Raw genomic sequence first — 21202 nt, 5'->3', positions numbered from 1 at the left:
GGATATAAAAGTAAGATTTAAACAGAGCTGGAGGCTCTGGGTATTAAAGATACTCAATATATCCTAGTGCGACCTTTTGATAATAGCAATTCTACTAATTCTCCCTTAATTTCAGATTTCTCAATAAGATATCAGAAACTATCGACAATGCTAAAAAAGCAATTAATGAAGAAGATTTGAAGACATTTATTGCTATTGTTACACTGTGTTTGGGTATTTGTGTTTCATTGTACTTTAATTGCAATCAGTTTAAGGAAAATAAACAATTGTCAGACAATGATCTGAAATATCGGTTTGTTAAAATGAAAAATGGTATTGCATCTGAAGATATAGATAAGTTGGAGAATTTCTTTTTCTATTCAGATAGTTTGTATGCAATTGATAATATCAGAAAAAGAGTTATTGATTATGAATATCGTTTGCAAGAACAGACTCGTAAACAAGAGTAAAAAAGACGTAGTGAAGAAGAAATAGAAAATTAGATAAAGAAATAGAATTGTTAAAATAGTCAGCTTAATTATATTATTAACAAAGCTAAATTTCTAGATTTAGCCTTGTTATTTTATAGCGACAATTAGAGTTATCAGAGGAACCAGTTGACATTGATAGAGATATAATATATTTCACGAAGAAAAAATGACCTTTGACTGGAAGCGATATTCTTACACTAATTAATTTCATATAAGATTTATGCAAAACGTGTACAAGAGAATAAAATAACCAGAATCTTCTCAAGAGAAAATATTTTGGTTTTTATTTTCTTATAGATACATAAAATAATATTTACTTTTGTCTTCATATGGAGTATAAAGAAGATATATTAAAATTTCTGCACAAAATATCAGAGTCTGATTGTCCAGAATCATTCCGATTACTTTACAATCATTATTATAAAAAGATTTTTAGACAGGCATTATTTTATTTAAATAATAATCCTAATTATGCACAAGAGGTAGTGTCTGATGTTTTTGTAGCTCTGTGGCAGAGTAGAAAGATATTAGATAATATAACCGATCCCGATGCTTATCTTTTCATTGCTTTAAAGCATGCATCTGCTCGCTTTGTAGAGAAAAATTATAAGAAAAAAAAAGAATTACTTATTGATAATCTTCCCGAAACCGATTATAATAACAATGATGTTACCGATTTCGAGGTTCTAGATACAGAACTGCAAAAGAAATACAAAGAGGCACTGGATAAATTACCGCCTCGATGTGCTGAAGTATTTCGTCTTGTCCGAGAAGAAAGAAAAAAATATTCTGAGGTTGCCGAAACATTAGGAATATCTCCTAAAACAGTAGAGAATCAGATGAGTAAGGCTGTGAAAATACTCTATGATGAATTGAAAGAAAATCTTTTTATTGTATTTTTTTGATTTCCCGATAGGGGTATTTTTATTTTTGATACTCTTTATTATTGAAAGCGATAAAACAGAGAGATACAAAAATGAAATACAACAATAAAATACAACTTGCTCGTGAAAAATATCTGAAGAAATTACCTCTATCAGATCAAGAGCAGATTCTTATTGAAAAAGATTTCTCAGGCAAAGACTTCTTATTTTATAAAGAAGAAGATAAGCCGTTTATACTTCCTGAAAAATATAGTGCCGAATCAACGTTTTCTATTGTTCAAGAGGAAATAAACAAAGGCACATCTACAAATCGTAAATCTTTCATTAAATATATAGGATATGCTGCTGCAATACTAGTTATAGCATTATTGTCTACTATATTGTATAATTATACACAACAATCGTCTACACTATACGCATCTACGACTTATGGGGAGAAAAAAGAAATTCATCTTCCTGATGGATCTACAGTGATTCTTAACAGCTTGTCATCCATTTCTTATTCCAAAAAGATGAACGGCAAAACAAGAAATGTAACTCTACACGGAGAAGCTTATTTTGATGTAGCCAAAAATACCGACAAAGCATTCATCGTTAAAGCAGAAGATATAGAAGTAAAAGTATTGGGTACTAAATTTAACATAAATGCTTATGAGAATCAGGAAAATATCACGACCACCTTATTTGAAGGTTCTGTATCTGTTGGTACGAATTCAAGAAATACTAGCAAACTTAAACCCGATCAGCAGGCTGTCTTTAATAAAGAAACAAAAAAAATTGAAACTCGGACATTAACAAATGCTAGTATCGGGGCTGCATGGAGAAACAATATATTAGTCTTCGATAATATGAGACTGTCGGATATACTAAATACGCTTTCACGTCAGTACAATGTAAAGTTTGATGTCGACAATCAACAATTGAAACAGTTACGTATTACGGCACGCTTCAGTTCGGATGAGTCTATCGAAAATGCACTCTCTATACTCGGTAAATCAGCAGAATTTACATATATTCAAGAGAATAATAACTATAAAATAATAAGCAGAAAATAACGACTTATATGTATGTATTCACACGGGTATTTCTTTTATTCATGTTCAGTTTACTGCTCATATTAGAAGCTTATGCTCAAACATCATCTATCAATATAGAGATGAAGAATGCTACACTAAAAGAAATTACAAATCAAATAGAACAAAAAAGTAACTATTCTTTTGTATTCAATGAGAATCTAAATATGCAACAGCAAAAAGACATATCAATTCACTATAAGTCTATATCCGAAGCATTGAAACAAGTTTTTGGCGGAACGGGTATTTCTTGGCAGATAGTAGATTCGCATATTGTTTTAAGTAAAGCTAAAATGATAACTATATCGGGATATGTTACAGATGCGAATTCGAAAGAGACTCTTATTGGTGCAACTATTAGCGACAAAAGATCAGAAGGCAATAGTTCGACAAATTCATACGGATATTATTCAACACAGGTAATGCCCGATTCTGTTCAGATGCAAGTATCTTATATTGGATATAGACCGTCAACTAAAAATTTGTATGCTTTAAGTGATACAATTGTCAATTTTGGTTTAAACGAATCTATTTCTGAGCTACAAAGTGTTATTGTCTACAATATTAAACCGTTGTCTCGAGTGGGCAATACAATCGAGTTATCGGGTGCAGAAATTAAATCATCGGCTGCTACTTTTGGAGAGAATGATATTTTGAAGTCTTTGCAAACCATGCCTGGTATAAGCTCAGGGTTTGAAGGTTCGTCAGGAATGTATGTGAGAGGAGGAAGCCCCGACCAAAATTTAATTCTGTTAGATGGAACACCTATTTACAATACAGGGCATATGTGGAATCTATTTTCGGTATTGAATGGAGATGCTGTGAAGAAAGCGACTTTGTATAAAAACAACTTTCCGGCTCGTTTTGGAGGACGTCTTTCTTCTGTGTTGGATGTTCGTTTTAAAGACGGGGATATGCAACGGTTTCATGTCAATGCAACTATCGGATTGTATACAGCTCGAATAAATATTGAAGGACCTATTTTGAAAGATAAAACATCGTATAGTCTTTCTGTTCGTCGTTCTTATATAGACACCTATTTACGAATAGCTCAAAAAACAAGTCCCGGAATAGATGTTGTATATATGTATGATATTAATGCAAAAATAAATCATAAATTTTCTGACCGAAGTCGTCTCTATTTGAACTACTATAGCGGTCGTGACAAACAAAACAACAAGGAAGTATATGAAAGTCATAATGATAATGGTAAAATAAGTGACTCAAATACTAAAAATAATTATAGTTGGGGTAATGATATTCTGTCTTTACGATGGAATTATTTATTCAATAATAGGTTGTTTATGAATGCATCTGTTGCTTACAACAGGTACGATTATAGCTATGAATCCCGAAAAAATCAAGTGTATCATGAATTAGAGCAAGGATATGATATTTTTAAAAAATCGGGAATAAAAGATTGGCAATCGGATGTTGATTTTGATTTTCAATTAAACAACAATCACTATTTACGTTTCGGTACAGGACTTATTTCACATCAGTTTAAACCTGAGACACATGGATCTCAGATGAAAAATTCAAATGAAAGCAGTGAAAACTGGGATTCTAAATATTTCTTACGTGAGAAAATAGATGGAACAGAAATGTCATTATATGGAGAAGATGAATTCTCTATTTCAGAGAAATTAAAAGCTAATCTCGGACTTCATTTCTCGATCTTTAATGTTCAGGGTAAAACTTATACAGGGCTTCAACCTCGTATTTCGGTTAGTTATCAATTAGCTCACAATTTGGTTGTTAATAGTTCTTATTCAAGAATGAATCAGTATGTAAATTTATTATCAAGCAATACAGTCAATGATCCTACTGATCTTTGGGTTCCTATTACTAAGAATTTGCAACCTATGTCGTCAGATCAACTTACTGTAGGATTATTTCTGGATAGAAAAAATGGATATAACTTTTCATTAGAAAGTTTTTATAAGAAAATGAACAACATACTCGAATATAAAGACGGTTTGGCTTGGAAAGACATATTCACACCTTGGGAGGAAAATATAGAAGCGGGAGAAGGCAAAGTATATGGACTAGAATTATTTGCCAGAAAAACAAACGGACGATTTACAGGTTCGCTAGGTTATACACTGTCGTGGAATAACCGACGTTTCCCTACAATTAATAAAGGGCGACAATTTCCTTCAAAATACGATAGTAGGCATAAAATCAATATTACGACTAATTACAAATTGAGTAATAAAATAGATATTACAGCTGCGTGGGTATATTCTACCGGTACAAGAGCTACCTTGCCGTTGGAACAATATCAAGGATTACCTCAATTAGATAATAGCACCTTAAATAATTTATATAGTTATTATAACTACTTTAGTTATAATAACTATATAAATTATTTTGGAGAGCGGAATAATTATAAAATGTCAGACATCCATCATTTAGATCTTGAGATGAGATACCAACGATCGGCTCGTAAAATATGGACTTTTGGGGTTTATAATATATATAATAAAGTAAATCCTTATATGGCAAGGGTTGGATCTAATGATTCGGGAAAACCGATAGTGATAGAAAAGGCTCTTTTTGGTATAATGCCATCAATATCATTTACCTATAAATTCAGATAAAACATGAAATATTCTTTAATAATATTATCCTCTATAATGATTTTACTTTCGTCTTGCGATTATGAAAAGACCGTTGATATTGGAGATGTATCCATAACACCACATATGGTTATAAATGGATTGATATATGCCAATTCGGATACTAGTTATCTGCAAATAACAGAAAGTAGTCCTATATATAACAATACGTTCGAATCCGGATTTAATATAATAGAAAATGCAAATGTTGACTTTTATTTAAACAACACACTTCATCCAATCCAATATAATAAAGCAGACTCTGCTTATGTTCTGGTCGAAAAAATAAAATCTAGAGACAGAATAAATATAACATCGAACTACAGCGGAAAGAAAATAAGTTCCATAGTAGAAGTACCGGATGCCCCCGAAATAATATCAGTAGATACTACCCATATCAAAAAAATTGAAGACCATGTATCTGGAATAAGCAACTTTATATTGTTTAATATAAAAATAAAAGATAAATCTAATAATAAAGATTATTACCACCTACTAGTACAAAATAAATTCATAGAAGTTAATACAATTTATTCATATCCTTACGATGGAACTTGTTATTCAGACGATCCTTTATTAAGTGGGGCATATAAAGTCTTTCGAGATGTGAGTTTTGATGGTAAAGAATATAATCTTAAATTCTATGTCAAGGATTATGCTCAGTTTTTTGAAGGAGAAAGTGATACAAAATACTTATGGCAACTGTCTGTTAAACTTCAAAAGATAAATGAAGATCTATATAAGTATTATTCTTCACTACAATCAAGTTACGAAAATGGAGAATCTAAATTAGTTTACTCAAATATTGAGGGAGGACTTGGTATACTGGGAACATGTAATGAGATAAATATATTTGAGAATAATATTTTTAATTAATATCTGCACACGCTAAAATCGCAATAAACAACTAATATTTTATAAATTAAACTTATTTATTATGAAGAGAATTTTTCTGTTCACAGTCCTTTTGTGTGCCTTTACTGTAGCATTATTTGCTCAAAAAAAGGAATATTTTAAAGAAAAAAAACATGAATTGAGACTATCGTATGGGTCAGTAAATGATTCCGGATATTACGATCGTTTTAGGTATTCGAATGGGTATTATAATGGTTACTATAACTATTACGGTTATTATTACAATGGAGACTTCAGTTTTCCGAGTCAATCAACTTATCATGGAGCAACCAAGACAACAGGAGTTATTGGAGGTAGTTATTTCTATAATATGTCAGGTCTTCGTTTTTCATTTGGTGGAACTTTATCTTACAGTGGTTATAATACGGATTACAAAGATCGTATAAGTGATAAAAAAGTAGGAAATATAAAAGGATATAATATTGCCTTCACCCCAACCGTAAGATATGCTTGGATTTCGAAAGAAAATCTTCGCTTTTACTCAGGTATAGGATGGAGTTTCTATTATGATATTGCAAAATATAAATTAAATAATGGTACAAGTCGATATAAAAACACTGAAACAACATTCTCAAACCAGATAATGGTAACCCCGGTTGGATTTTCGTATGGCAAAGACATCTTCGTTTTTGGAGAAGTAAATCTTGGAGGGCGTGTAGGTAATTTTGTTGGTGGTGTTGGTTATCGTTTTTAAGTCAAAAAATTAATTAGCAAATAATAAAAACATAAGACAATATGAAAAAGATCATTTATATATTTTCCTTTCTATTCGTTATGTTATTGACATCGTGCGAAGTAGAAGAAAGTCAAAGTAATTACCCAAAAACGATCCAGGCAAGAAATGCCTTTAATTATGTAGAGAATAGTATTCATCAATCGGTTATTCTACTAGATCTTATGACCAAGGTCAGCTATTATAGTGAAGCTGCCAACGACAAAAAAGAAGGAATAAAGAACTATTTTATATCATCATATTCGATAGATAGTACAGCAAATTGTTGGATATTAAAAAATGATTATCAAGAAATAACTTTTACACACAACAATAAAAGTATAAATGAAACTGATGCTATATGGACAGCAAAAATATCAATAAATCTATGGAATGGAACAACACAAACATCCGTAGAGGATAAAAACTGTAAAGTACAATGTATAGGTGATAAGAGTTGGAAAATAAATACTCTCGATTTCGCTTTCTATGGATATTATCAGAATGGCTTTACGGCTAGTGCCGATTTGAATGTAGCTGGTATAGATGCCTATGAAAAATTGGAAAGTATCTACGATTTCAAGGTAAAAACAGGTTCAGGTATTACAAAAATAGACAATGCCAAATTGACTTATAATGTATTGCAACCGACAACTTATACCAATAGTAATAAATCTCAGGGATTAATTATTAAGGACGGAGAGATAGAAGTAAGCATTGATAATGAGAGCGATAAAATCAATGCAGAAATTATATCATCAGACTACTATTATCCAACAGTAAAAATTACCTATAAAGGAATTACCGAAACTTATTAACTCATTTGGGCTCAGTAAATCTAATACTATTTTTGAGACACTATTCTCTAATTATAATAGAGGATAGTGTTTTTTATAAAAAAAATATCGTTTATTTTTCATCTATAAGTTCAAATTCATAATAATATTTTCATCAAAGTTGAGGAAAATATATAATAAATAAAGATGATATATCTGATATAGAAATATTACTTAACAATTTGAACTGTCGAGATGGTATCCCTATTAAATTAAATGTGGCTTAATGCCAAAGAATTATACTTGTAAAGGAATTATGCGATTTACTCTCAAAAAAGTCATGGAATAATTATATTGGCTTTAAGGATTAAGATTTCCTTTATTGGTGGAACGATAATAATCAAGAACCTAAATCTGAGCGTCAATTGACCTGTGAATATATTTTATATAAAATAATTCATATTTTTGAAAGGTATCCAGAATATAAAGGTATTCTCAATGTATATGATAATTAATGCTTCTTCCTTAATCAACCAGATAACACACTACAGTATCGAAAATTTGAAGCTAATAAAAAGAAAATTATAGATTTAGGCGATGTATATCTAATTTCATTAGATGCTTTGAATAACCACTTAGAGAAAGTAAAAGAAAATACAGATAAGTTGGAATTATTACCTCCACGAATATTTGATACTGAGATTTATATAAAACAACAAAAAGAGCAAGAGTTCACGCCTTTGTCTCTAATTAGTTCTGGCCAAATACAAATGTTATATGTTATTAGTGCGATCACCTATCATTTGCAGAATTTAAACTCTGTCTCAGGTGACTTAATCAAATATAACAATGTTAATATTGTATTAGAGGAAGTTGAATCGTATTTTTATACTGAATATCAAAGGCAATTTATAAAACACTTGATTGATACTATAAATAAATCGAATCTTAGTCATGAAACCTGCATAAATCTTATTTTTGCCACTCATTCTCCATTTATATTATCTGATACCGAAACAAAATATTCTTTTTCTAAAAGATGGTATACCAAATTATGATATGCAGGAAAATACATTTGGAGCTAATATCCATAGCCTTTTAAAGAATGGATTTTTCTTAGATACCTTGCCTATTGGCTATTTGGGTAAATAAGAGTATAAAGAACTATTAAGACACAGATAAAACTTTTATCAGCTATTAGTCAATCGTTTTTTAATTATTTTACTCTATTTTTGTTTTATTGCTTATTCGGAATACTCTGTATATAAGATTAATAAATACAGGCTCGAATAACAATAGCAGATATTAGATTATTCACAAACTAAACATTAAGAAGTTATGCCATTCGTAAATGTCAAATTAGTAAAGCAACAGGTAAATCAGGATCAAAAGAATTTATTGATAGAGGGATTAATGGATATTATTGTAAATATTATGGGACGTAATCCTAAAACAACGGTGATAACATTAGACGAAATCGATCAATCAAATTGGTTTATAGGAGGTAAATCAATGGATAAATCATCCCATGAGAAGCTATCATTTATTGAGATACGGATCTCGAAAGGAACGAGTAATCCAGAAGAAATGGCTGAAGTAATAAAAGCGGGAACGGAACTGGTCAATCATGCTCTAGGCTCATGTGATAATACAAATTACTTTATAATTAGTGAGCTGAACCCTGACAGCTGGGGATTTGACGGTGTGTCCATGACAATTAGAAACGAAAGAGAGAAATAAAATTATCGCTTATGAACAATTTTACTCATGTTGATCCAAATAAAGATTTATCAGATGTTGTAAATACGTTGAATGTCTCTCATAGTACCGTGGCCAAAGATTTTGGTTTCACAAAAGAGACCAATCCTACAAACAATGCCTTTATTGATGTACAGACATTACAGTCTCAATTGAATAATGGGATTGATCTGTATACAATTTTGGATAATGATAAGTTGGTAGGATGTATTGCAATTGAAAAATCGTCAAGGGAAGCCGATACATTTTATATTGAGAAGGTATCTGTTATTCCAGAATGCAGAAATCAAGGGTATGGGCTTAAGTTAATGAATTTTGCAATAGACAAGATTAAGTATATAGGAGGAAGTAAAATATCCATTGGTTTAATCAATGAAAATGAATGTTTAAAAAAGTGGTATATGCAGCAAGGCTTTAAAGAAATAAGTATAAGGAAATTTGAGCATCTTCCTTTTGACGTTTGTTATATGGAGAAAATTTTGAAAAAATGAAAACGACAGAAGACATTAAGAGTGAAATAATAGCCTTGGAAAAACAGGCATTAGAACTGTGGAACAATGGAAACCCCAACGGCTTTTTGGAATTATCATCTGATGATGTGGTTTATTTCGACCCCACTTTTCAGGAAAAATTCGTTGGTAAAAAGGCACTAACAGATTACTATGAGGGTTTTCGTGGAAAGAATAAGATAGACTCGTTTGAAATGATAAAACCTGTGGTGCAAGTTATGTCTGATACCGCTGTTTTAGCATATGATTATGAAGCTAGACAAGATGGACAAATATATAGAATGCAATGTACTGAAGTATACAATCTGAACATATCCGGTCAATGGAAGATCATGCATACTCATTGGTCTTTTGTTTTACCACAATAGTAAAAGAACAGAAAAAAATGCCTACTCAAACAATCAACAATCTATTCTATCGCCTAGCAGAAAATGAGGATTGGGAAAAAGTCTGCAAACTTCCTCAAAATGAAGAGGAACTATTCTTTATGTTTCCCAAAGCAGACTATCCCCTATCTGTGGAACAACTGCAAACAGTTGTAGAAAACCGCTCTGATTCGACTGTGATTTTACTTGACAACAAAATCGTAGGCTTCGCTAACTTCTACGAAGTCAAAGAAAATAATTATTGTTCTATTGGGAATGTTATTGTCAGTTCCAATTTTCGAAACAAAGGGATAGGCAAGTATTTGATTGAAACAATGGAATCCATCGCATTGGAGAAATATAATGTCAGAGAAATACATATTTCCTGTTTCAATATAAACACAAAAGGAATCTTATTATATTCAAAGCTAAGCTATCTTCCTTATGAAATAGAAGAACGATTAGATAAAGAAAAACACAAAATTGCACTAATAAAGATGAAGCGAAGTCTATAATTCTATATTGAAAACAAAATCTGTATCTATTTATATACTTAAATTTGTATCTGTTTCCGTATTTTCCTTTTGATTTACTTTACAGTATTTTAATTTTCAATTGTATTTAAAGATGATGCAACTACAATTCGCAAAAAGAATGTCCGAAATAAAGGCTTCGGAAATAAGGGAGATACTTAAAGTAACAGAACAAGAAGATGTGATCTCGTTTGCAGGAGGACTACCCGCACCGGAACTCTTTCCGATAGAGGAGATCAATGAAGTAAATCAGATAGTTCTAAAAGAAGCCGGAACTAAAGCACTTCAATATACCACAACTGAAGGTTATGCTCCTTTGAGGGAATGGATTGCCAATCGTATGAACTCTCATCTCGGTACATCATTCGATAAAGATAATGTCCTGATAACTCACGGCTCACAGCAAGGGCTTGATTTGTCGGGAAAAGTTTTTTTTAGATGAAGGGGATATTGTTTTGTGCGAAAGTCCTATTTATTTAGTGGCAATCAGTGCATTCAGAATCTATGGTTGTATTTATAGAGATACCTACAGATGAATCATGGTATGGGTATGACTGACATAATTTATCGGAAATATCATTAGACGTGACCAAATAGACTTTACTGTGTTGATCTGGAAGAAATATATCATAACCCAATTTTGTCTATAATTGCTTTTTGCTTTTCAAAAAATAACTTTCGTCGAGATGAACCACTCTTGGAAATCAGTGTGGCAAAATGTTTTAGATTATCAAATGATCTTCTATGAGTTTTCAGAACTTCTATATTTCGAGATAATCGATAATTCATCCCTAGCATTTTGATAAAAGCGATATTATATATACCATCGTCAAGCAGTCCAAAAGAAGCATCTATGTTAACTTCGCTTAAATAATAGTCAACCGTATAGCCCGTTTTGTATTTTCCTGAAGCAGCAATAGTTTTAAAATCGTTTGACACACTGTAAAGTTCTTGTTTTATTTGCTCTATATTTTCCTCGTCTAATAAATCTAGTTCATGGAGATATCGAATTTGTTTCAAATAATAACCAAAAGGGTTATTTGAAAGGATATAGGTACTATTGATATTTTGTAATAAGGCTGTAATATTGGACATCGTATTCAAGAAATCTCTAGAAATCATTGTTTCAGAAAACCGTCCATACTCATCATCTATATTTCCTTTTTCATAAAGAGATATATAATAGCTAAATTTAAGTAGAGTTGGATAAGAAGTCAATAAAGAGACTGGTAATCCAGATGTCGTAACATAAAAATGAGCGGATTCTTTATTTTGAAAACGTGCTATATGACCTATCCAGTGATTCAGAATTTCGGTATACGAACCTTCTGAGATGGCGAATGTTGGAATGTTTGTGCTATACAAGGCATAGTCTGTGGAACCTAACCCAATCTCATCCAGTGATATTTGAAGATTTTGAGCAATCATAACAGCTTCGGAATAAGAGAATAAAACTTCCCCCCTCAATCGCCTATAAACAGCTTCCTTACTTAGAGGTAAAATGCTTAATAAGGTTTCCATTACGGTACCTATTTCTAGTCTGCTTTTTATAGCTTCAATAAATTCCGAATTAATTTTATCTATTTTCATCTCTTTATAAGCAAGTATTTTGTCATAAAAATAGTAATTCGAAGAGAATAATCTTTATAAATTACCATATGTGGCTATACATTTGTTTTTTTTCTCTTTGAAACGTAAACTTAATATTTTTTTTAATACATCAAATAACCTTTCTCATAAATAGAAACAATACCCTTAAAAGCTAGTATCAAAAATTGATTCAGACAATATAGATACTGAGAATCTCATTATATGCATATCAGTATTTCGACATATATATATTTCAATTTTCGCAACTAGTATAGAATAGATGCAATATTCGTTTTGTTAGAAGCGGAAATAGAATCAGGATTCTAGTATAGTATCATGAGGTTAATCATACTTTTGTCCCAGTTTTTATGGATGTTTTAATATTCTTCCTATAACTCATGTTTCAGATGTCTAAGACTATTTCTTATATGGCTAAAATAATAAAAATAAATATTTCTTCGACATTAGTATTGAAGGTCTGCTCGTACTACGCTCATACCCAAATACCCTAACCGCACAGAGTTGATCTGAGCTCTTGTCCACATTACTAGAGTAGCCGGAGGTTCGAGTTTTCCTAAAACAAGTCGAGTAATTGATGTCAGACATTATAAATTGTATACAATAATATCAATTAGAACTTAAAGTAATGTCCCCTATAAAAAAAACATATTTCGCATTTTTTCATTGTGCCAAATAAACATTATATCATTTTTAATTAAGAATTGAACTTATAATATAAATATCTCAGATTCTGATAATAATATTCAAATATGAAAGCAAAATCTATATTTTTTTTTACATTCTTACTTGTATTTCGAATTACAATGGGGCAAGTTGGAATAAACACTACCAATCCGCAAGGCATGTTAGATATACACTCACAAGGTAACACTCCGCAAACATCGGCTCTTATCGTTAGAGATAATCTTGAGCAACCGATTTTGAATATCTTCAACGATGGAACCATCTCGACCAAAGGTGCAGTAAAGACTCCCGCATTACTTGATCTGCGATCTGATAGCGGAGATGCGATTATTGCAATTGGAAATAGCTATTTGACTTACAGCGAAGCTAAGCCTGGAGCTTTGAAGTACAATCCGACAACAAAAAGTATGTATTTGTCAGACAATACTCAGTGGAAAGAGTTATCCTATAATTATCTCAAAGCTTTTGTCGTTGGAAATATGACTTCTGTAAATCAAACTTTCCCTAGTAATAGTAGCACGGAAACTATAGTCAATTGGAATATAGTATCGGACGCTACCAATAGCTTTGATATACCTAATAAGCGATTTGTAGCTAAACGAAAATCATTGTATGCTGTATCTGCAAATGTTTCATTTACAAACGCTCAAGTAGTCGCTTACTCTTTCATAGAGGCTATATTAAGAGCATCTGATGGCAGAAGTGTGAAATGTTTGACTACCTACCATGCTACAACCTCTAGTTCAATTCCAACAGGAGTACAATGTACCGGCAATTTTGAATTAGATGCTGGCGAATCTGTTCAAATCTTGCTGATTCAGACGACAGGATCTGCCAAAACAATTAACGATGAATATTGCAACATGAGCATTATTGAACTTTAAAGAAACAAAAACAGTCATGACAAAAATTAGTATATCAACAATAGTATTAGTCTTTATATTATCTTTCAGTAATATTTTAGATGTATCAGCGCAGGTAGGTATTGGTACCAATGCCGTAAATGATAATGAGACATGTACTGTACTTGGAAATACAGCGGACACCGGAGCTAAAATAGTTAGCATTCTAAATTCTTCAAATATAGAGATGTTTACCCTGCTTGACAATGGAAAAATAGGACTTGTTAACGAGCAACCAATAACTACATTAGACTTGAGAGGCCTTGCTACAAATCAGTTTTTAGGCATTGGAATGTCCAATGCTTCAGCATCAGAAGTGAAAGCCGGAGCGATTCGCTATGTAGCAACAGCAAGAGAACTACACTATTCGGATGGTACAGAATGGATCAATTTGGAATCATCAATCAAGAGACCCTATCTGGTAGCTCCCAATAATTATGTAGCAGGCTCATACCCCAGTAATAAAACAACTAGGGTAACCGGATTTGTTGCCTCTCATGACAGCTATGCCTCTTTTAATGCATCAACATCAGTGTACACAGCACCTAAAGACGGTATGTATTCTGTATCTTTTACTATTTCATTTAATAGAGCCTTATCTATATCTGCAAATAGCTATATTCTAGCAACTTGGTCTACCAACACTGGTAATTCGATCAAAAACATCCAAGCTTTTCCTATCGGCGGAACTGGGCAAGTAGGCATAACCTGTGCAGGAAGCATCTATCTATCAGCAGGAGAGGAGATATACCCTGAGATATGGCATAACTTAGGAGGTACCAAATCACTCCGTGTATATGGCATCTCCGAGAATCCGAATTCAGACATGGGATTTAATCAAATATCAATATTTGCTCAATAATAGTCTAAACATAAACAACTATGATAAAAAAAATAATTATATATAATTTTTTATTCTTATTTTTCACGACCATAATCTATGGCCAAATAGGAGTTAATAATATTGATCCTAAAGCATCATTAGATATTATATCTAGGGGTGGCGACCCATCTCATATAGTGTTTAACGTAAATACGCTTGTTCCTACAGGAGTACCTAATAGAAAGAGTAATATAATACAACAAGATTATTCTATATTGGATTTATTGAGAGTACATAATAGCGGTAATATTACAATGCAACAAGATCACTCTCCATACGTTAAGCTCGATTTAAGAAATAGGCTAAGTTATATCGAATCATCGATAGGTATCGGCTACACAAATATAACTGCATCGGAAGCCAAGGAGGGGGCTATACGCTATAACCCTACAAATCAAGCATTAGAGTTTTCAGATGGCTTGGTCTGGAATACTCTGCGAACAAACCCAACAAAGGCATTCTTAATTGCAAATAACTCATCGGGGCAAGAGATACCTAAAGTTGGAGGTCAGTATTATGAAACATTGAAAAACTGGACAACTACATATGATCAGACAAATAGTTTTAATCCTACTACCGGTGTTTTTACAGTACCTCATAGCGGACTATATAGCGTATCAGCAACAGCGACCTTTAGTGCAGCTATTAGGGCCGGAGGTCAATACGAAGTAATCGTAAATGGAAACAATGGAGAAACAGAGTTTAAGTCTGTAGTACCTTATTTCAGTACAATTTCAACAAACTCATTAATAAGTAATATGGCTCAAACTATTCTTTATCTTGTCGCTGGACAAAAGATTGTTATATACGTATATTTTAATTTGGCTGACACTGCACCTCGGTTATCGACTGATGGATCTTTCAATACGTTAACTATTGCAGAGATGTAATTTTTCTCTATGTTAATGATATATGTAGCTTATTGCCAGTATCTATTTAAGCACTTTTTACATCCGACATCTATTGTAACTAATAAAATGCTCTAGTCTCAGAATCAGCATATAATTGAGGAATAGATTCATTTACTGAAACATAGGATTTATATATACAAAAACTGAAAGTATTAACTCGCAAAATATATAAAGTTATCCTCTAATATGTAGAAATTAGAACTATTTATACAGTTTCTTTTTATAGTCATTTTGTCATCAAGCTCGCTTTTTACTTTTATCTGTTCTAGTACAGATGGAAAATCTATTACTGATTGCCCTTGTGCCAGTCTAAATTGATTCCATGCTATCAAATGCGGTTGAAGCCATATTCTAAAATAAAAATGTACCCTGTCGGAATATAAACCAGCAGGGGACTTTTAAGTAATTTAGATTTCTGTCTTGGTCAATGGGGTAAAACTAAAATTACAATGACAACAAAGTAAACAAATATTGTTCATTGTTATGCAATCCAATGGATCAGTTTCTATCAATGCCGGCAAAGCGTATTCAGGTGATGTTCGGAGCATACATACAATGCTATCGGCTTGTATCACGTCCGGTGGGGCACCTTGAGCATTATGCTGCAGACCAACTGTATATTGATTTTGCAGGCGACTGTCTAGAGGTTGTTGATGAGTAAACAGGCGGAGTCAGACAATCTTGTTGGTCTGCATGGTAGCTATGAAAAGGATATGGACGAGGCCTTTGAGCGAGCTGCTCAGATAGATAATATCGTCTTGTTTTATCTAAAGGATGCTGCATCACAAAAGAAATATATGCCTCAGGTGTTCCGCTCATGTAGAGGTATCCTTAGGAAAAGACCTTCGGCCTGGACAAGTTATTTTAAGAATTGAAAACGCAGACAATCAGTGATAATAATGCCAGATGTTACTTTCTTCTTTTCAACGGCAGAAAGGAAGTTGATTCCCATTGATTTACTGCAGATTACCTAATCCAAAATAGGTGACGATTAAGAAACGAGCGAACTTCTTTGACTTGCGTAACCTTGCATAAGATTAAAGAGTGACTCAAAAATACAAAAGTAATCAAACTTTTTAAGCAAATATAATTTTCATTGTAATTTCAAATTGAAATAGAATTATTACATATGATCATTTGACTTAACTTGATATTCTGTCTTTAAGATGATTGATTATAAAATTCCTAAATACATTACAAAACTTTGTTAATGTCCACAATGTTTTTTATGAATGCTTAATATTGATGTTGGTTTGATCAAACTTCCAGTTTGTTCTATCCATGGTTAAAATATCGGGCGGTTTAGTAGGCAGCAGTTTGAAGATCATTTGTGCTATCAAATCGGTATTTAGTATTAGATGAGTATAAAATATGATGTAATCAAACAAATTTCCAAACTTAAAATCATGTGTTTAAAGTGCTGGTATATAGATGTTTATTTGATGTTTTATTATGGTGTAGCTGTTAATAACCCTTTGAAGAGTGTGCTTATGTTAGACCAAATGAAGTGGGATAATCAAGGATAGCCTTATGTAAATGGCTCAAGTCCTTCACTTACTTCGCCAAAACCCATTTTGGGTAAATGAAGTGTTTATAGCCTTTCAAAGGAAATAGAATAGCAGGAAGATAGTCAGACGGCTATCTCTCTTCATTGGCTAGATTGCTGATAAGATTGATACTGAAAACTAGTATCCAATTTAGATATCCAAACAACATTTTGTGTAAGTTTGTATCACAATTGTTTTACTAAAGCATACGTTCCATGTCGCAGCTGAAGGTTATAGAATTATTAACAGGACAAGACTTCAAAGACTTTTACTTTATAGACTCGAAAGATTCTTTTTGCGAGATTCAGGGTTCTACTTCTTGTCAGTATGGTAGTGGATTCTTAGAAATTGCTGACTTGGATGTACTAAATAAAAAACGAAAACCTACAAATGTAGAGAATACGGTGACGCGGCAACGCTTTTATACCATTACTTTCCTGACGGCAGGAGAGATCATAGAAACAATTGGTTCTAAGAAATATCACTTCAAGCCCAATACACTTTTCTTTATTGCCGAAAATCAACTTAATAGTGTAGAATCATGGAGTGATGATGTGAGAGGCATCTTCTGTATGTTTGATGCTGACTACTTTCTATTGGTGGCTAAGCAAGTTATTAGACTACAACAATTCCCATTTTATCAGTTAGACAAAGATCCCTTTGTACAGTTGGTTGGAGATGAGGTGATAATGATGAAACAATTCTTTTCTAAATTACAAGAGGAGAAATGCTTCAAGCAAAGCCTGAATGATGATACTCTAACACGTATGTTCCTGAATATTATATTAATGGAGGCAGAACGTATTTATGCAAACAAACAAGACTCGTGTAACTTATCATTAACTAGAGGTGATAAATTGGTTGCCGAATTTCAGAGACTGGTCAGTAAACACTTTATAGAAAAAAGACTTGTATCTGATTATGCTGATCTATTGCATGTTCATCCTAACCATTTGAATAGTATAGTAAAACATGCGACTGGGGTCACAGCAAGTGTTATGATCCAAAATCAACTTATCGAAGAGGCTAAATCCCGTATGCTCCAGTCTACTGATAGTATTTCAGCTATTGCACTGCAACTAAACTTTAAAGATGAATCCTACTTTGGTCGATTCTTCAAAAAACTTACGCGACTTACTCCATTACAATTCCGAAAACTACATAAGCTGTAGTATATATATTCTTTGATTTATACCATTTCTTCTTTACTAAGTGTCAGCATTGAAAGAGATGAGCTGCCTAACTTTGTCTCATTCAATAATACATTAAAAAAAAAGAATGATGATGAATGTAAGTGATTTGATAATCAGTTCCGTATTTATAGGTGTGGGTGCTACAATAGTAATGGATGTTGTAGCGATAATTCTAAAAAAGGCGTTTAATATTTCATCCCTTAATTATAGTTTAGTGGGTAGATGGATTGGTTATTTTCCCAAAGGAAAATTTATGCATCAGAATGTAGGAGAACTAGCTCCTATAAAAGGAGAAACAGCACTAGGTTGGACTGCTCATTACTGTATTGGTATTACTTTCGCTTTTCTGATGTTGCTAATATGGGGAGATTTGTGGTTGTTGCACCCAACTGTCGTTTTACCAGTTGTTTATGGTATTGTAACTACTTTGGCTTCGTGGGTACTGATGCAACCAGCCTTTGGACAAGGAATAGCAGCCTCTAAAACTTCACATCCGTGGAAGGCAAGAGGACGAAGTCTAATGGCACATGCCATCTATGGATTGGGCATCTATATCGCTGCTTGGTGTTTTAATTATATTTCTATATAATAAGGTAGTTTTATTTTGCTGATCAAACCATTGTATACCACCGAATTGAGAAACTCCTCTCTCTTATGTCAGAAGATGGGGAGTTCTTTGTTTCCGATAAAGAGCCTCTCCCCCCATTAATTTTTTCGATATGAATTATGTATTCTAAAGAAATATTGTTTAGATAAGATTTCTTCTAGTGAAACCATTGTTTGATGGATGGCATAGGTTTTCCCTTCTACTAAGTAGAGCTTTACATAATTTTACATAGATTCTGCAAATAAGATATCTTCCCAATTTATCCGTTGATACGAATTTCCTTGATGGATATACATACTTGTAAATACTTTATCTTCTGAATTTTCTAATATAACGTTCTATTTATACAAATTGATAGCTTTTTTTGAGGCTTGTACAAAACGCTGAAAGGTGTAAGGTTGCAGTAAATAGTCTACTACATTCTTTTCAAAATTGGGCATTTTCAGTACATATTTCTCATTACAAACATAAGTTTTGGAGAATCCGCCGAAAGTATGTCCTCCGGAAACTTTATCCTCACTGTTGAATGAGAAGGTTACCCCTTCGTCGCAGAATTGTTCTATACCTTCTTCACAATACTCGCAATGACCACAAATATCCACAATACACCCTACTGCTGCGAGGTCGCCTTCTTTAAAGTCTTTTACATGACCTCCCACTGCTGTAACTCTTCCCACTATCTCATGTCCCGGAACAATAGGCCACATTGTACCTCCAAAATCGTTTTTGATTTGATGTAAGTCTGAATGGCAAATACCACAATATAATACCTCAAATTCAACATCATGTGCTTGTATTGCTCTGCGGCTGATAATCATTTCGTGTAACGGCTGTGTAACGGACTCTTTTCCGTATGCTTTTACTTGTTTTGTTTCCATGTTTCTATTTTTATAAATCATTTTTTTACTGAATAGCGAAGCCAGATACCATCGCTTTTTAATTTCTCTATATTTTCCAGAGTAAATTCTATCGGTGATTTTATTGGTAAATAGTCCGCTGTTTCAAAAAAGGTTACTGTACCTGAAGCACAATCTGTCACAGGTGCAATGACCAGACTTAATTCATCAATCAAATCTTCATTCAAAAAAGAAGCGTTGATATACCCGCCTCCTGATACTAAAAGAGTATTAATGTTGAATAGCTCTTTTAATTTCTGAGAAGCTAAGGTGCAATCCAAATATTTTTGACCTGCAATTATATAAGAGATATTAAGTTTGCGAAGAAATGCACGGTAAGCCATCGAAGCCTTTTCCGTTAGCACCTCAATAATATGTGCAGAAGGTCTATCAGCATAATTTAAAGTGTTAGATTCCCATCCTATTCTGCCGGAAGCATCCACCGAAACATAATACATCTCAGCATTATCTTTTGCAATATAATCACCATGAGGTACTTCCGATACCATCTCATCTAAATCAGGTTTCTTGTAAAATGTAAAATTCTCGTCGGTCGTAACTCTTCCGCACAACCATGCATCAGGTTTGTAAAGTTGATTAATACGCTCATATTCATCTCCGACAAGCTCTGCTGCATTTGTATCCATGAACGGACCTGTTATCTTTCCATCTAAAGCAGTCATCATGTGACAAATAATTCGGGGTCTCATGCTCATAATTTTTATTCTAACGATTGATATCGCAAAGTAAAATAGAATACTTTATTAAGGTTTTGCTGTACAGTTCAAACAGCTTTTCCGAGAAGTCCACTTTTGTATTGTTGTTTAAATAAAGGTTCATAAAAGTATAAATTGCAATTTGATCTTCACGACAAAGCAAATTGGGCTTTATAGCAAAGTGGTTTGGTTCTTTTAGTTCTTCCTTTGCATTATAAACTAAAAATGATATGGAAACAAAGGATATCTTCCCTAAAGGACAAAAAGTAGAAGCCAATTTTACAGGCACAGCATGGGTCGAAATGTTATCGGTAAACAATACTGATTTTGATACCCAAGTATATAACGTAACATTTGAACCAGGTTGCCGCAACTATTGGCATTCCCATCCGGGAGGACAATTGCTGCTTGTGACATCGGGACAAGGATATTATCAGGAGAAAGGACAGCCAATCCGGTTACTTAATCCCGGAGATGTTGTAGAAATCAAACCCAATATTGTTCACTGGCATGGAGCTGTGCCAGATAGTGTGTTCGTTCATATAGGTATCAGTACTCAGGTGGGTAAAGGACCTGCCGAATGGTATGCTCCTGTATCGGATGAAGAGTATAACAGTTATAAACAATAAAAGAAAG

At 32.9% G+C, this 21202-nt stretch carries 22 protein-coding genes and 3 pseudogenes; 20 read left to right on the top strand and 5 right to left on the bottom strand.

The features are described 5' to 3' along the window. Nucleotides 1–176: 176 nt before the first annotated feature. The 12 genes and pseudogenes from AABJ51_RS06240 to AABJ51_RS06185 form a co-directional block, all read left to right on the top strand. Nucleotides 177–449 (top strand): hypothetical protein, encoded by a 273-nt coding sequence (locus tag AABJ51_RS06240; RefSeq protein WP_338374825.1) that lies wholly within the window; start codon nucleotides 177–179, stop codon nucleotides 447–449. A 350-nt stretch (nucleotides 450–799) separates the two neighbouring features. After that, nucleotides 800–1375 (top strand): RNA polymerase sigma-70 factor, encoded by a 576-nt coding sequence (locus tag AABJ51_RS06235; protein WP_321577255.1) that lies wholly within the window; start codon nucleotides 800–802, stop codon nucleotides 1373–1375. 71 nt (nucleotides 1376–1446) lie between these two features. Then, nucleotides 1447–2409, top strand: a complete 963-nt coding sequence (locus AABJ51_RS06230) for a FecR family protein (RefSeq protein ID WP_321577254.1) — start codon at nucleotides 1447–1449, stop codon at nucleotides 2407–2409. Nucleotides 2410–2417: 8 nt separating this feature from the next. Further along, on the top strand, nucleotides 2418–5030 hold the full coding sequence (locus tag AABJ51_RS06225; RefSeq protein ID WP_338374824.1) for a TonB-dependent receptor domain-containing protein: 2613 nt from the start codon (nucleotides 2418–2420) through the stop codon (nucleotides 5028–5030). 3 nt (nucleotides 5031–5033) lie between these two features. Beyond that, nucleotides 5034–5924 carry a DUF4249 domain-containing protein gene (locus tag AABJ51_RS06220; RefSeq protein ID WP_338374823.1) on the top strand — a complete coding sequence of 297 codons (891 nt, stop codon included), beginning with the start codon at nucleotides 5034–5036 and terminating at the stop codon, nucleotides 5922–5924. Nucleotides 5925–5985: 61 nt separating this feature from the next. Further along, a complete protein-coding gene (locus AABJ51_RS06215; RefSeq protein ID WP_338374822.1) occupies nucleotides 5986–6657 on the top strand; it encodes a hypothetical protein in 672 nt (223 codons plus the stop codon). Between the two features lie 41 nt (nucleotides 6658–6698). Then, nucleotides 6699–7493, top strand: a complete 795-nt coding sequence (locus AABJ51_RS06210; RefSeq protein WP_338374821.1) for a hypothetical protein — start codon at nucleotides 6699–6701, stop codon at nucleotides 7491–7493. Between the two features lie 1296 nt (nucleotides 7494–8789). Continuing rightward, nucleotides 8790–9191, top strand: a complete 402-nt coding sequence (locus AABJ51_RS06205; RefSeq protein ID WP_338374820.1) for a tautomerase family protein — start codon at nucleotides 8790–8792, stop codon at nucleotides 9189–9191. A gap of 11 nt (nucleotides 9192–9202) precedes the next feature. Beyond that, the gene (locus tag AABJ51_RS06200; RefSeq protein WP_338374819.1) at nucleotides 9203–9700 is read left to right on the top strand and encodes a GNAT family N-acetyltransferase; all 498 of its coding nucleotides are present in this window, start codon (nucleotides 9203–9205) and stop codon (nucleotides 9698–9700) included. Continuing rightward, nucleotides 9697–10086 carry a YybH family protein gene (locus AABJ51_RS06195; RefSeq protein ID WP_338374818.1) on the top strand — a complete coding sequence of 130 codons (390 nt, stop codon included), beginning with the start codon at nucleotides 9697–9699 and terminating at the stop codon, nucleotides 10084–10086. The genes AABJ51_RS06200 and AABJ51_RS06195 overlap by 4 nt, the downstream gene beginning before the upstream one ends. Next, nucleotides 10041–10598, top strand: a complete 558-nt coding sequence (locus AABJ51_RS06190) for a GNAT family N-acetyltransferase (RefSeq protein WP_338374817.1) — start codon at nucleotides 10041–10043, stop codon at nucleotides 10596–10598. The genes AABJ51_RS06195 and AABJ51_RS06190 overlap by 46 nt, the downstream gene beginning before the upstream one ends. 115 nt (nucleotides 10599–10713) lie before the next feature. Next, a pseudogene (locus AABJ51_RS06185) lies at nucleotides 10714–11153 on the top strand (aminotransferase class I/II-fold pyridoxal phosphate-dependent enzyme); the annotation flags it as partial. Nucleotides 11154–11243: 90 nt separating this feature from the next. Here the strand turns inward: AABJ51_RS06185 and AABJ51_RS06180 are convergent. Next, on the bottom strand, nucleotides 11244–12206 hold the full coding sequence (locus tag AABJ51_RS06180; protein ID WP_338374816.1) for a hypothetical protein: 963 nt from the start codon (nucleotides 12204–12206) through the stop codon (nucleotides 11244–11246). Nucleotides 12207–12976: 770 nt separating this feature from the next. Between AABJ51_RS06180 and AABJ51_RS06175 the strand changes: the two genes are divergently transcribed. From AABJ51_RS06175 to AABJ51_RS06155, 5 genes are all read left to right on the top strand, one after another. Next, nucleotides 12977–13795, top strand: coding sequence for a hypothetical protein (locus tag AABJ51_RS06175; protein WP_321577252.1), 819 nt, complete (start codon nucleotides 12977–12979; stop codon nucleotides 13793–13795). 16 nt (nucleotides 13796–13811) lie between these two features. Further along, entirely contained in the window at nucleotides 13812–14675 is an 864-nt protein-coding gene (locus tag AABJ51_RS06170) for a hypothetical protein (protein WP_321577251.1), read from the top strand. Between the two features lie 20 nt (nucleotides 14676–14695). Then, nucleotides 14696–15586 carry a hypothetical protein gene (locus AABJ51_RS06165; protein WP_338374815.1) on the top strand — a complete coding sequence of 297 codons (891 nt, stop codon included), beginning with the start codon at nucleotides 14696–14698 and terminating at the stop codon, nucleotides 15584–15586. Nucleotides 15587–16100: 514 nt separating this feature from the next. Next, nucleotides 16101–16268 (top strand): hypothetical protein, encoded by a 168-nt coding sequence (locus AABJ51_RS06160; RefSeq protein ID WP_338374814.1) that lies wholly within the window; start codon nucleotides 16101–16103, stop codon nucleotides 16266–16268. Next, complete coding sequence (locus AABJ51_RS06155; protein WP_338374813.1) at nucleotides 16261–16482, top strand: hypothetical protein; 222 nt, start codon at nucleotides 16261–16263, stop codon at nucleotides 16480–16482. The genes AABJ51_RS06160 and AABJ51_RS06155 overlap by 8 nt, the downstream gene beginning before the upstream one ends. A 363-nt stretch (nucleotides 16483–16845) precedes the next feature. On the opposite strand, the pseudogene AABJ51_RS06150 reads toward AABJ51_RS06155, so the two are convergent. After that, nucleotides 16846–16959: pseudogene (locus AABJ51_RS06150) on the bottom strand (IS4 family transposase); the annotation flags it as partial. Nucleotides 16960–17369: 410 nt separating this feature from the next. Between AABJ51_RS06150 and AABJ51_RS06145 the strand changes: the two are divergent. After that, nucleotides 17370–18326, top strand: coding sequence for an AraC family transcriptional regulator (locus tag AABJ51_RS06145; RefSeq protein WP_338374812.1), 957 nt, complete (start codon nucleotides 17370–17372; stop codon nucleotides 18324–18326). Between the two features lie 106 nt (nucleotides 18327–18432). After that, nucleotides 18433–18936: a DUF2938 domain-containing protein gene (locus AABJ51_RS06140; protein WP_338374811.1), complete on the top strand. Its 504-nt coding sequence runs from the start codon at nucleotides 18433–18435 to the stop codon at nucleotides 18934–18936. A 116-nt stretch (nucleotides 18937–19052) separates the two neighbouring features. On the opposite strand, the pseudogene AABJ51_RS19370 reads toward AABJ51_RS06140, so the two are convergent. The 3 genes and pseudogenes from AABJ51_RS19370 to AABJ51_RS06130 all read right to left on the bottom strand — a co-directional run. Next, nucleotides 19053–19166: pseudogene (locus AABJ51_RS19370) on the bottom strand (LytTR family transcriptional regulator DNA-binding domain-containing protein); the annotation flags it as partial. Nucleotides 19167–19292: 126 nt separating this feature from the next. After that, nucleotides 19293–19832 (bottom strand): alcohol dehydrogenase catalytic domain-containing protein, encoded by a 540-nt coding sequence (locus AABJ51_RS06135; RefSeq protein ID WP_338374810.1) that lies wholly within the window; start codon nucleotides 19830–19832, stop codon nucleotides 19293–19295. 17 nt (nucleotides 19833–19849) lie between these two features. Continuing rightward, entirely contained in the window at nucleotides 19850–20560 is a 711-nt protein-coding gene (locus AABJ51_RS06130; RefSeq protein WP_338374809.1) for a dihydrofolate reductase family protein, read from the bottom strand. 236 nt (nucleotides 20561–20796) lie between these two features. On the opposite strand from AABJ51_RS06130, the gene AABJ51_RS06125 reads away from it, so the two are divergent. After that, on the top strand, nucleotides 20797–21195 hold the full coding sequence (locus AABJ51_RS06125; RefSeq protein WP_338374808.1) for a cupin domain-containing protein: 399 nt from the start codon (nucleotides 20797–20799) through the stop codon (nucleotides 21193–21195). Nucleotides 21196–21202: the final 7 nt, after the last annotated feature.

This window comes from Indolivaga capnocytophagoides (assembly GCF_036511535.1).
Taxonomy (GTDB): domain Bacteria; phylum Bacteroidota; class Bacteroidia; order Bacteroidales; family Dysgonomonadaceae; genus Dysgonomonas_A; species Dysgonomonas_A capnocytophagoides.
The sequence above is the reverse complement of the archived record's forward strand: the minus strand, read 5'-3'. Positions and strand labels throughout refer to the sequence as shown.

Excerpts from the sequence above, each read along its gene's own strand:
- AABJ51_RS06235 (WP_321577255.1), top strand. The coding sequence starts at position 800 with ATGGAGTATAAAGAAGATATATTAAAATTTCTGCACAAAATATCAGAG.
- AABJ51_RS06230 (WP_321577254.1), top strand. The coding sequence starts at position 1,447 with ATGAAATACAACAATAAAATACAACTTGCTCGTGAAAAATATCTGAAG.
- AABJ51_RS06225 (WP_338374824.1), top strand. The coding sequence starts at position 2,418 with ATGTATGTATTCACACGGGTATTTCTTTTATTCATGTTCAGTTTACTG.
- AABJ51_RS06220 (WP_338374823.1), top strand. The coding sequence starts at position 5,034 with ATGAAATATTCTTTAATAATATTATCCTCTATAATGATTTTACTTTCG.
- AABJ51_RS06215 (WP_338374822.1), top strand. The coding sequence starts at position 5,986 with ATGAAGAGAATTTTTCTGTTCACAGTCCTTTTGTGTGCCTTTACTGTA.
- AABJ51_RS06210 (WP_338374821.1), top strand. The coding sequence starts at position 6,699 with ATGAAAAAGATCATTTATATATTTTCCTTTCTATTCGTTATGTTATTG.
- AABJ51_RS06205 (WP_338374820.1), top strand. The coding sequence starts at position 8,790 with ATGCCATTCGTAAATGTCAAATTAGTAAAGCAACAGGTAAATCAGGAT.
- AABJ51_RS06200 (WP_338374819.1), top strand. The coding sequence starts at position 9,203 with ATGAACAATTTTACTCATGTTGATCCAAATAAAGATTTATCAGATGTT.
- AABJ51_RS06195 (WP_338374818.1), top strand. The coding sequence starts at position 9,697 with ATGAAAACGACAGAAGACATTAAGAGTGAAATAATAGCCTTGGAAAAA.
- AABJ51_RS06190 (WP_338374817.1), top strand. The coding sequence starts at position 10,041 with ATGGAAGATCATGCATACTCATTGGTCTTTTGTTTTACCACAATAGTA.
- AABJ51_RS06180 (WP_338374816.1), bottom strand. The coding sequence starts at position 12,206 with ATGAAAATAGATAAAATTAATTCGGAATTTATTGAAGCTATAAAAAGC.
- AABJ51_RS06175 (WP_321577252.1), top strand. The coding sequence starts at position 12,977 with ATGAAAGCAAAATCTATATTTTTTTTTACATTCTTACTTGTATTTCGA.
- AABJ51_RS06170 (WP_321577251.1), top strand. The coding sequence starts at position 13,812 with ATGACAAAAATTAGTATATCAACAATAGTATTAGTCTTTATATTATCT.
- AABJ51_RS06165 (WP_338374815.1), top strand. The coding sequence starts at position 14,696 with ATGATAAAAAAAATAATTATATATAATTTTTTATTCTTATTTTTCACG.
- AABJ51_RS06160 (WP_338374814.1), top strand. The coding sequence starts at position 16,101 with ATGGATCAGTTTCTATCAATGCCGGCAAAGCGTATTCAGGTGATGTTC.
- AABJ51_RS06155 (WP_338374813.1), top strand. The coding sequence starts at position 16,261 with ATGAGTAAACAGGCGGAGTCAGACAATCTTGTTGGTCTGCATGGTAGC.
- AABJ51_RS06145 (WP_338374812.1), top strand. The coding sequence starts at position 17,370 with ATGTCGCAGCTGAAGGTTATAGAATTATTAACAGGACAAGACTTCAAA.
- AABJ51_RS06140 (WP_338374811.1), top strand. The coding sequence starts at position 18,433 with ATGATGATGAATGTAAGTGATTTGATAATCAGTTCCGTATTTATAGGT.
- AABJ51_RS06135 (WP_338374810.1), bottom strand. The coding sequence starts at position 19,832 with ATGGAAACAAAACAAGTAAAAGCATACGGAAAAGAGTCCGTTACACAG.
- AABJ51_RS06130 (WP_338374809.1), bottom strand. The coding sequence starts at position 20,560 with ATGAGACCCCGAATTATTTGTCACATGATGACTGCTTTAGATGGAAAG.
- AABJ51_RS06125 (WP_338374808.1), top strand. The coding sequence starts at position 20,797 with ATGGAAACAAAGGATATCTTCCCTAAAGGACAAAAAGTAGAAGCCAAT.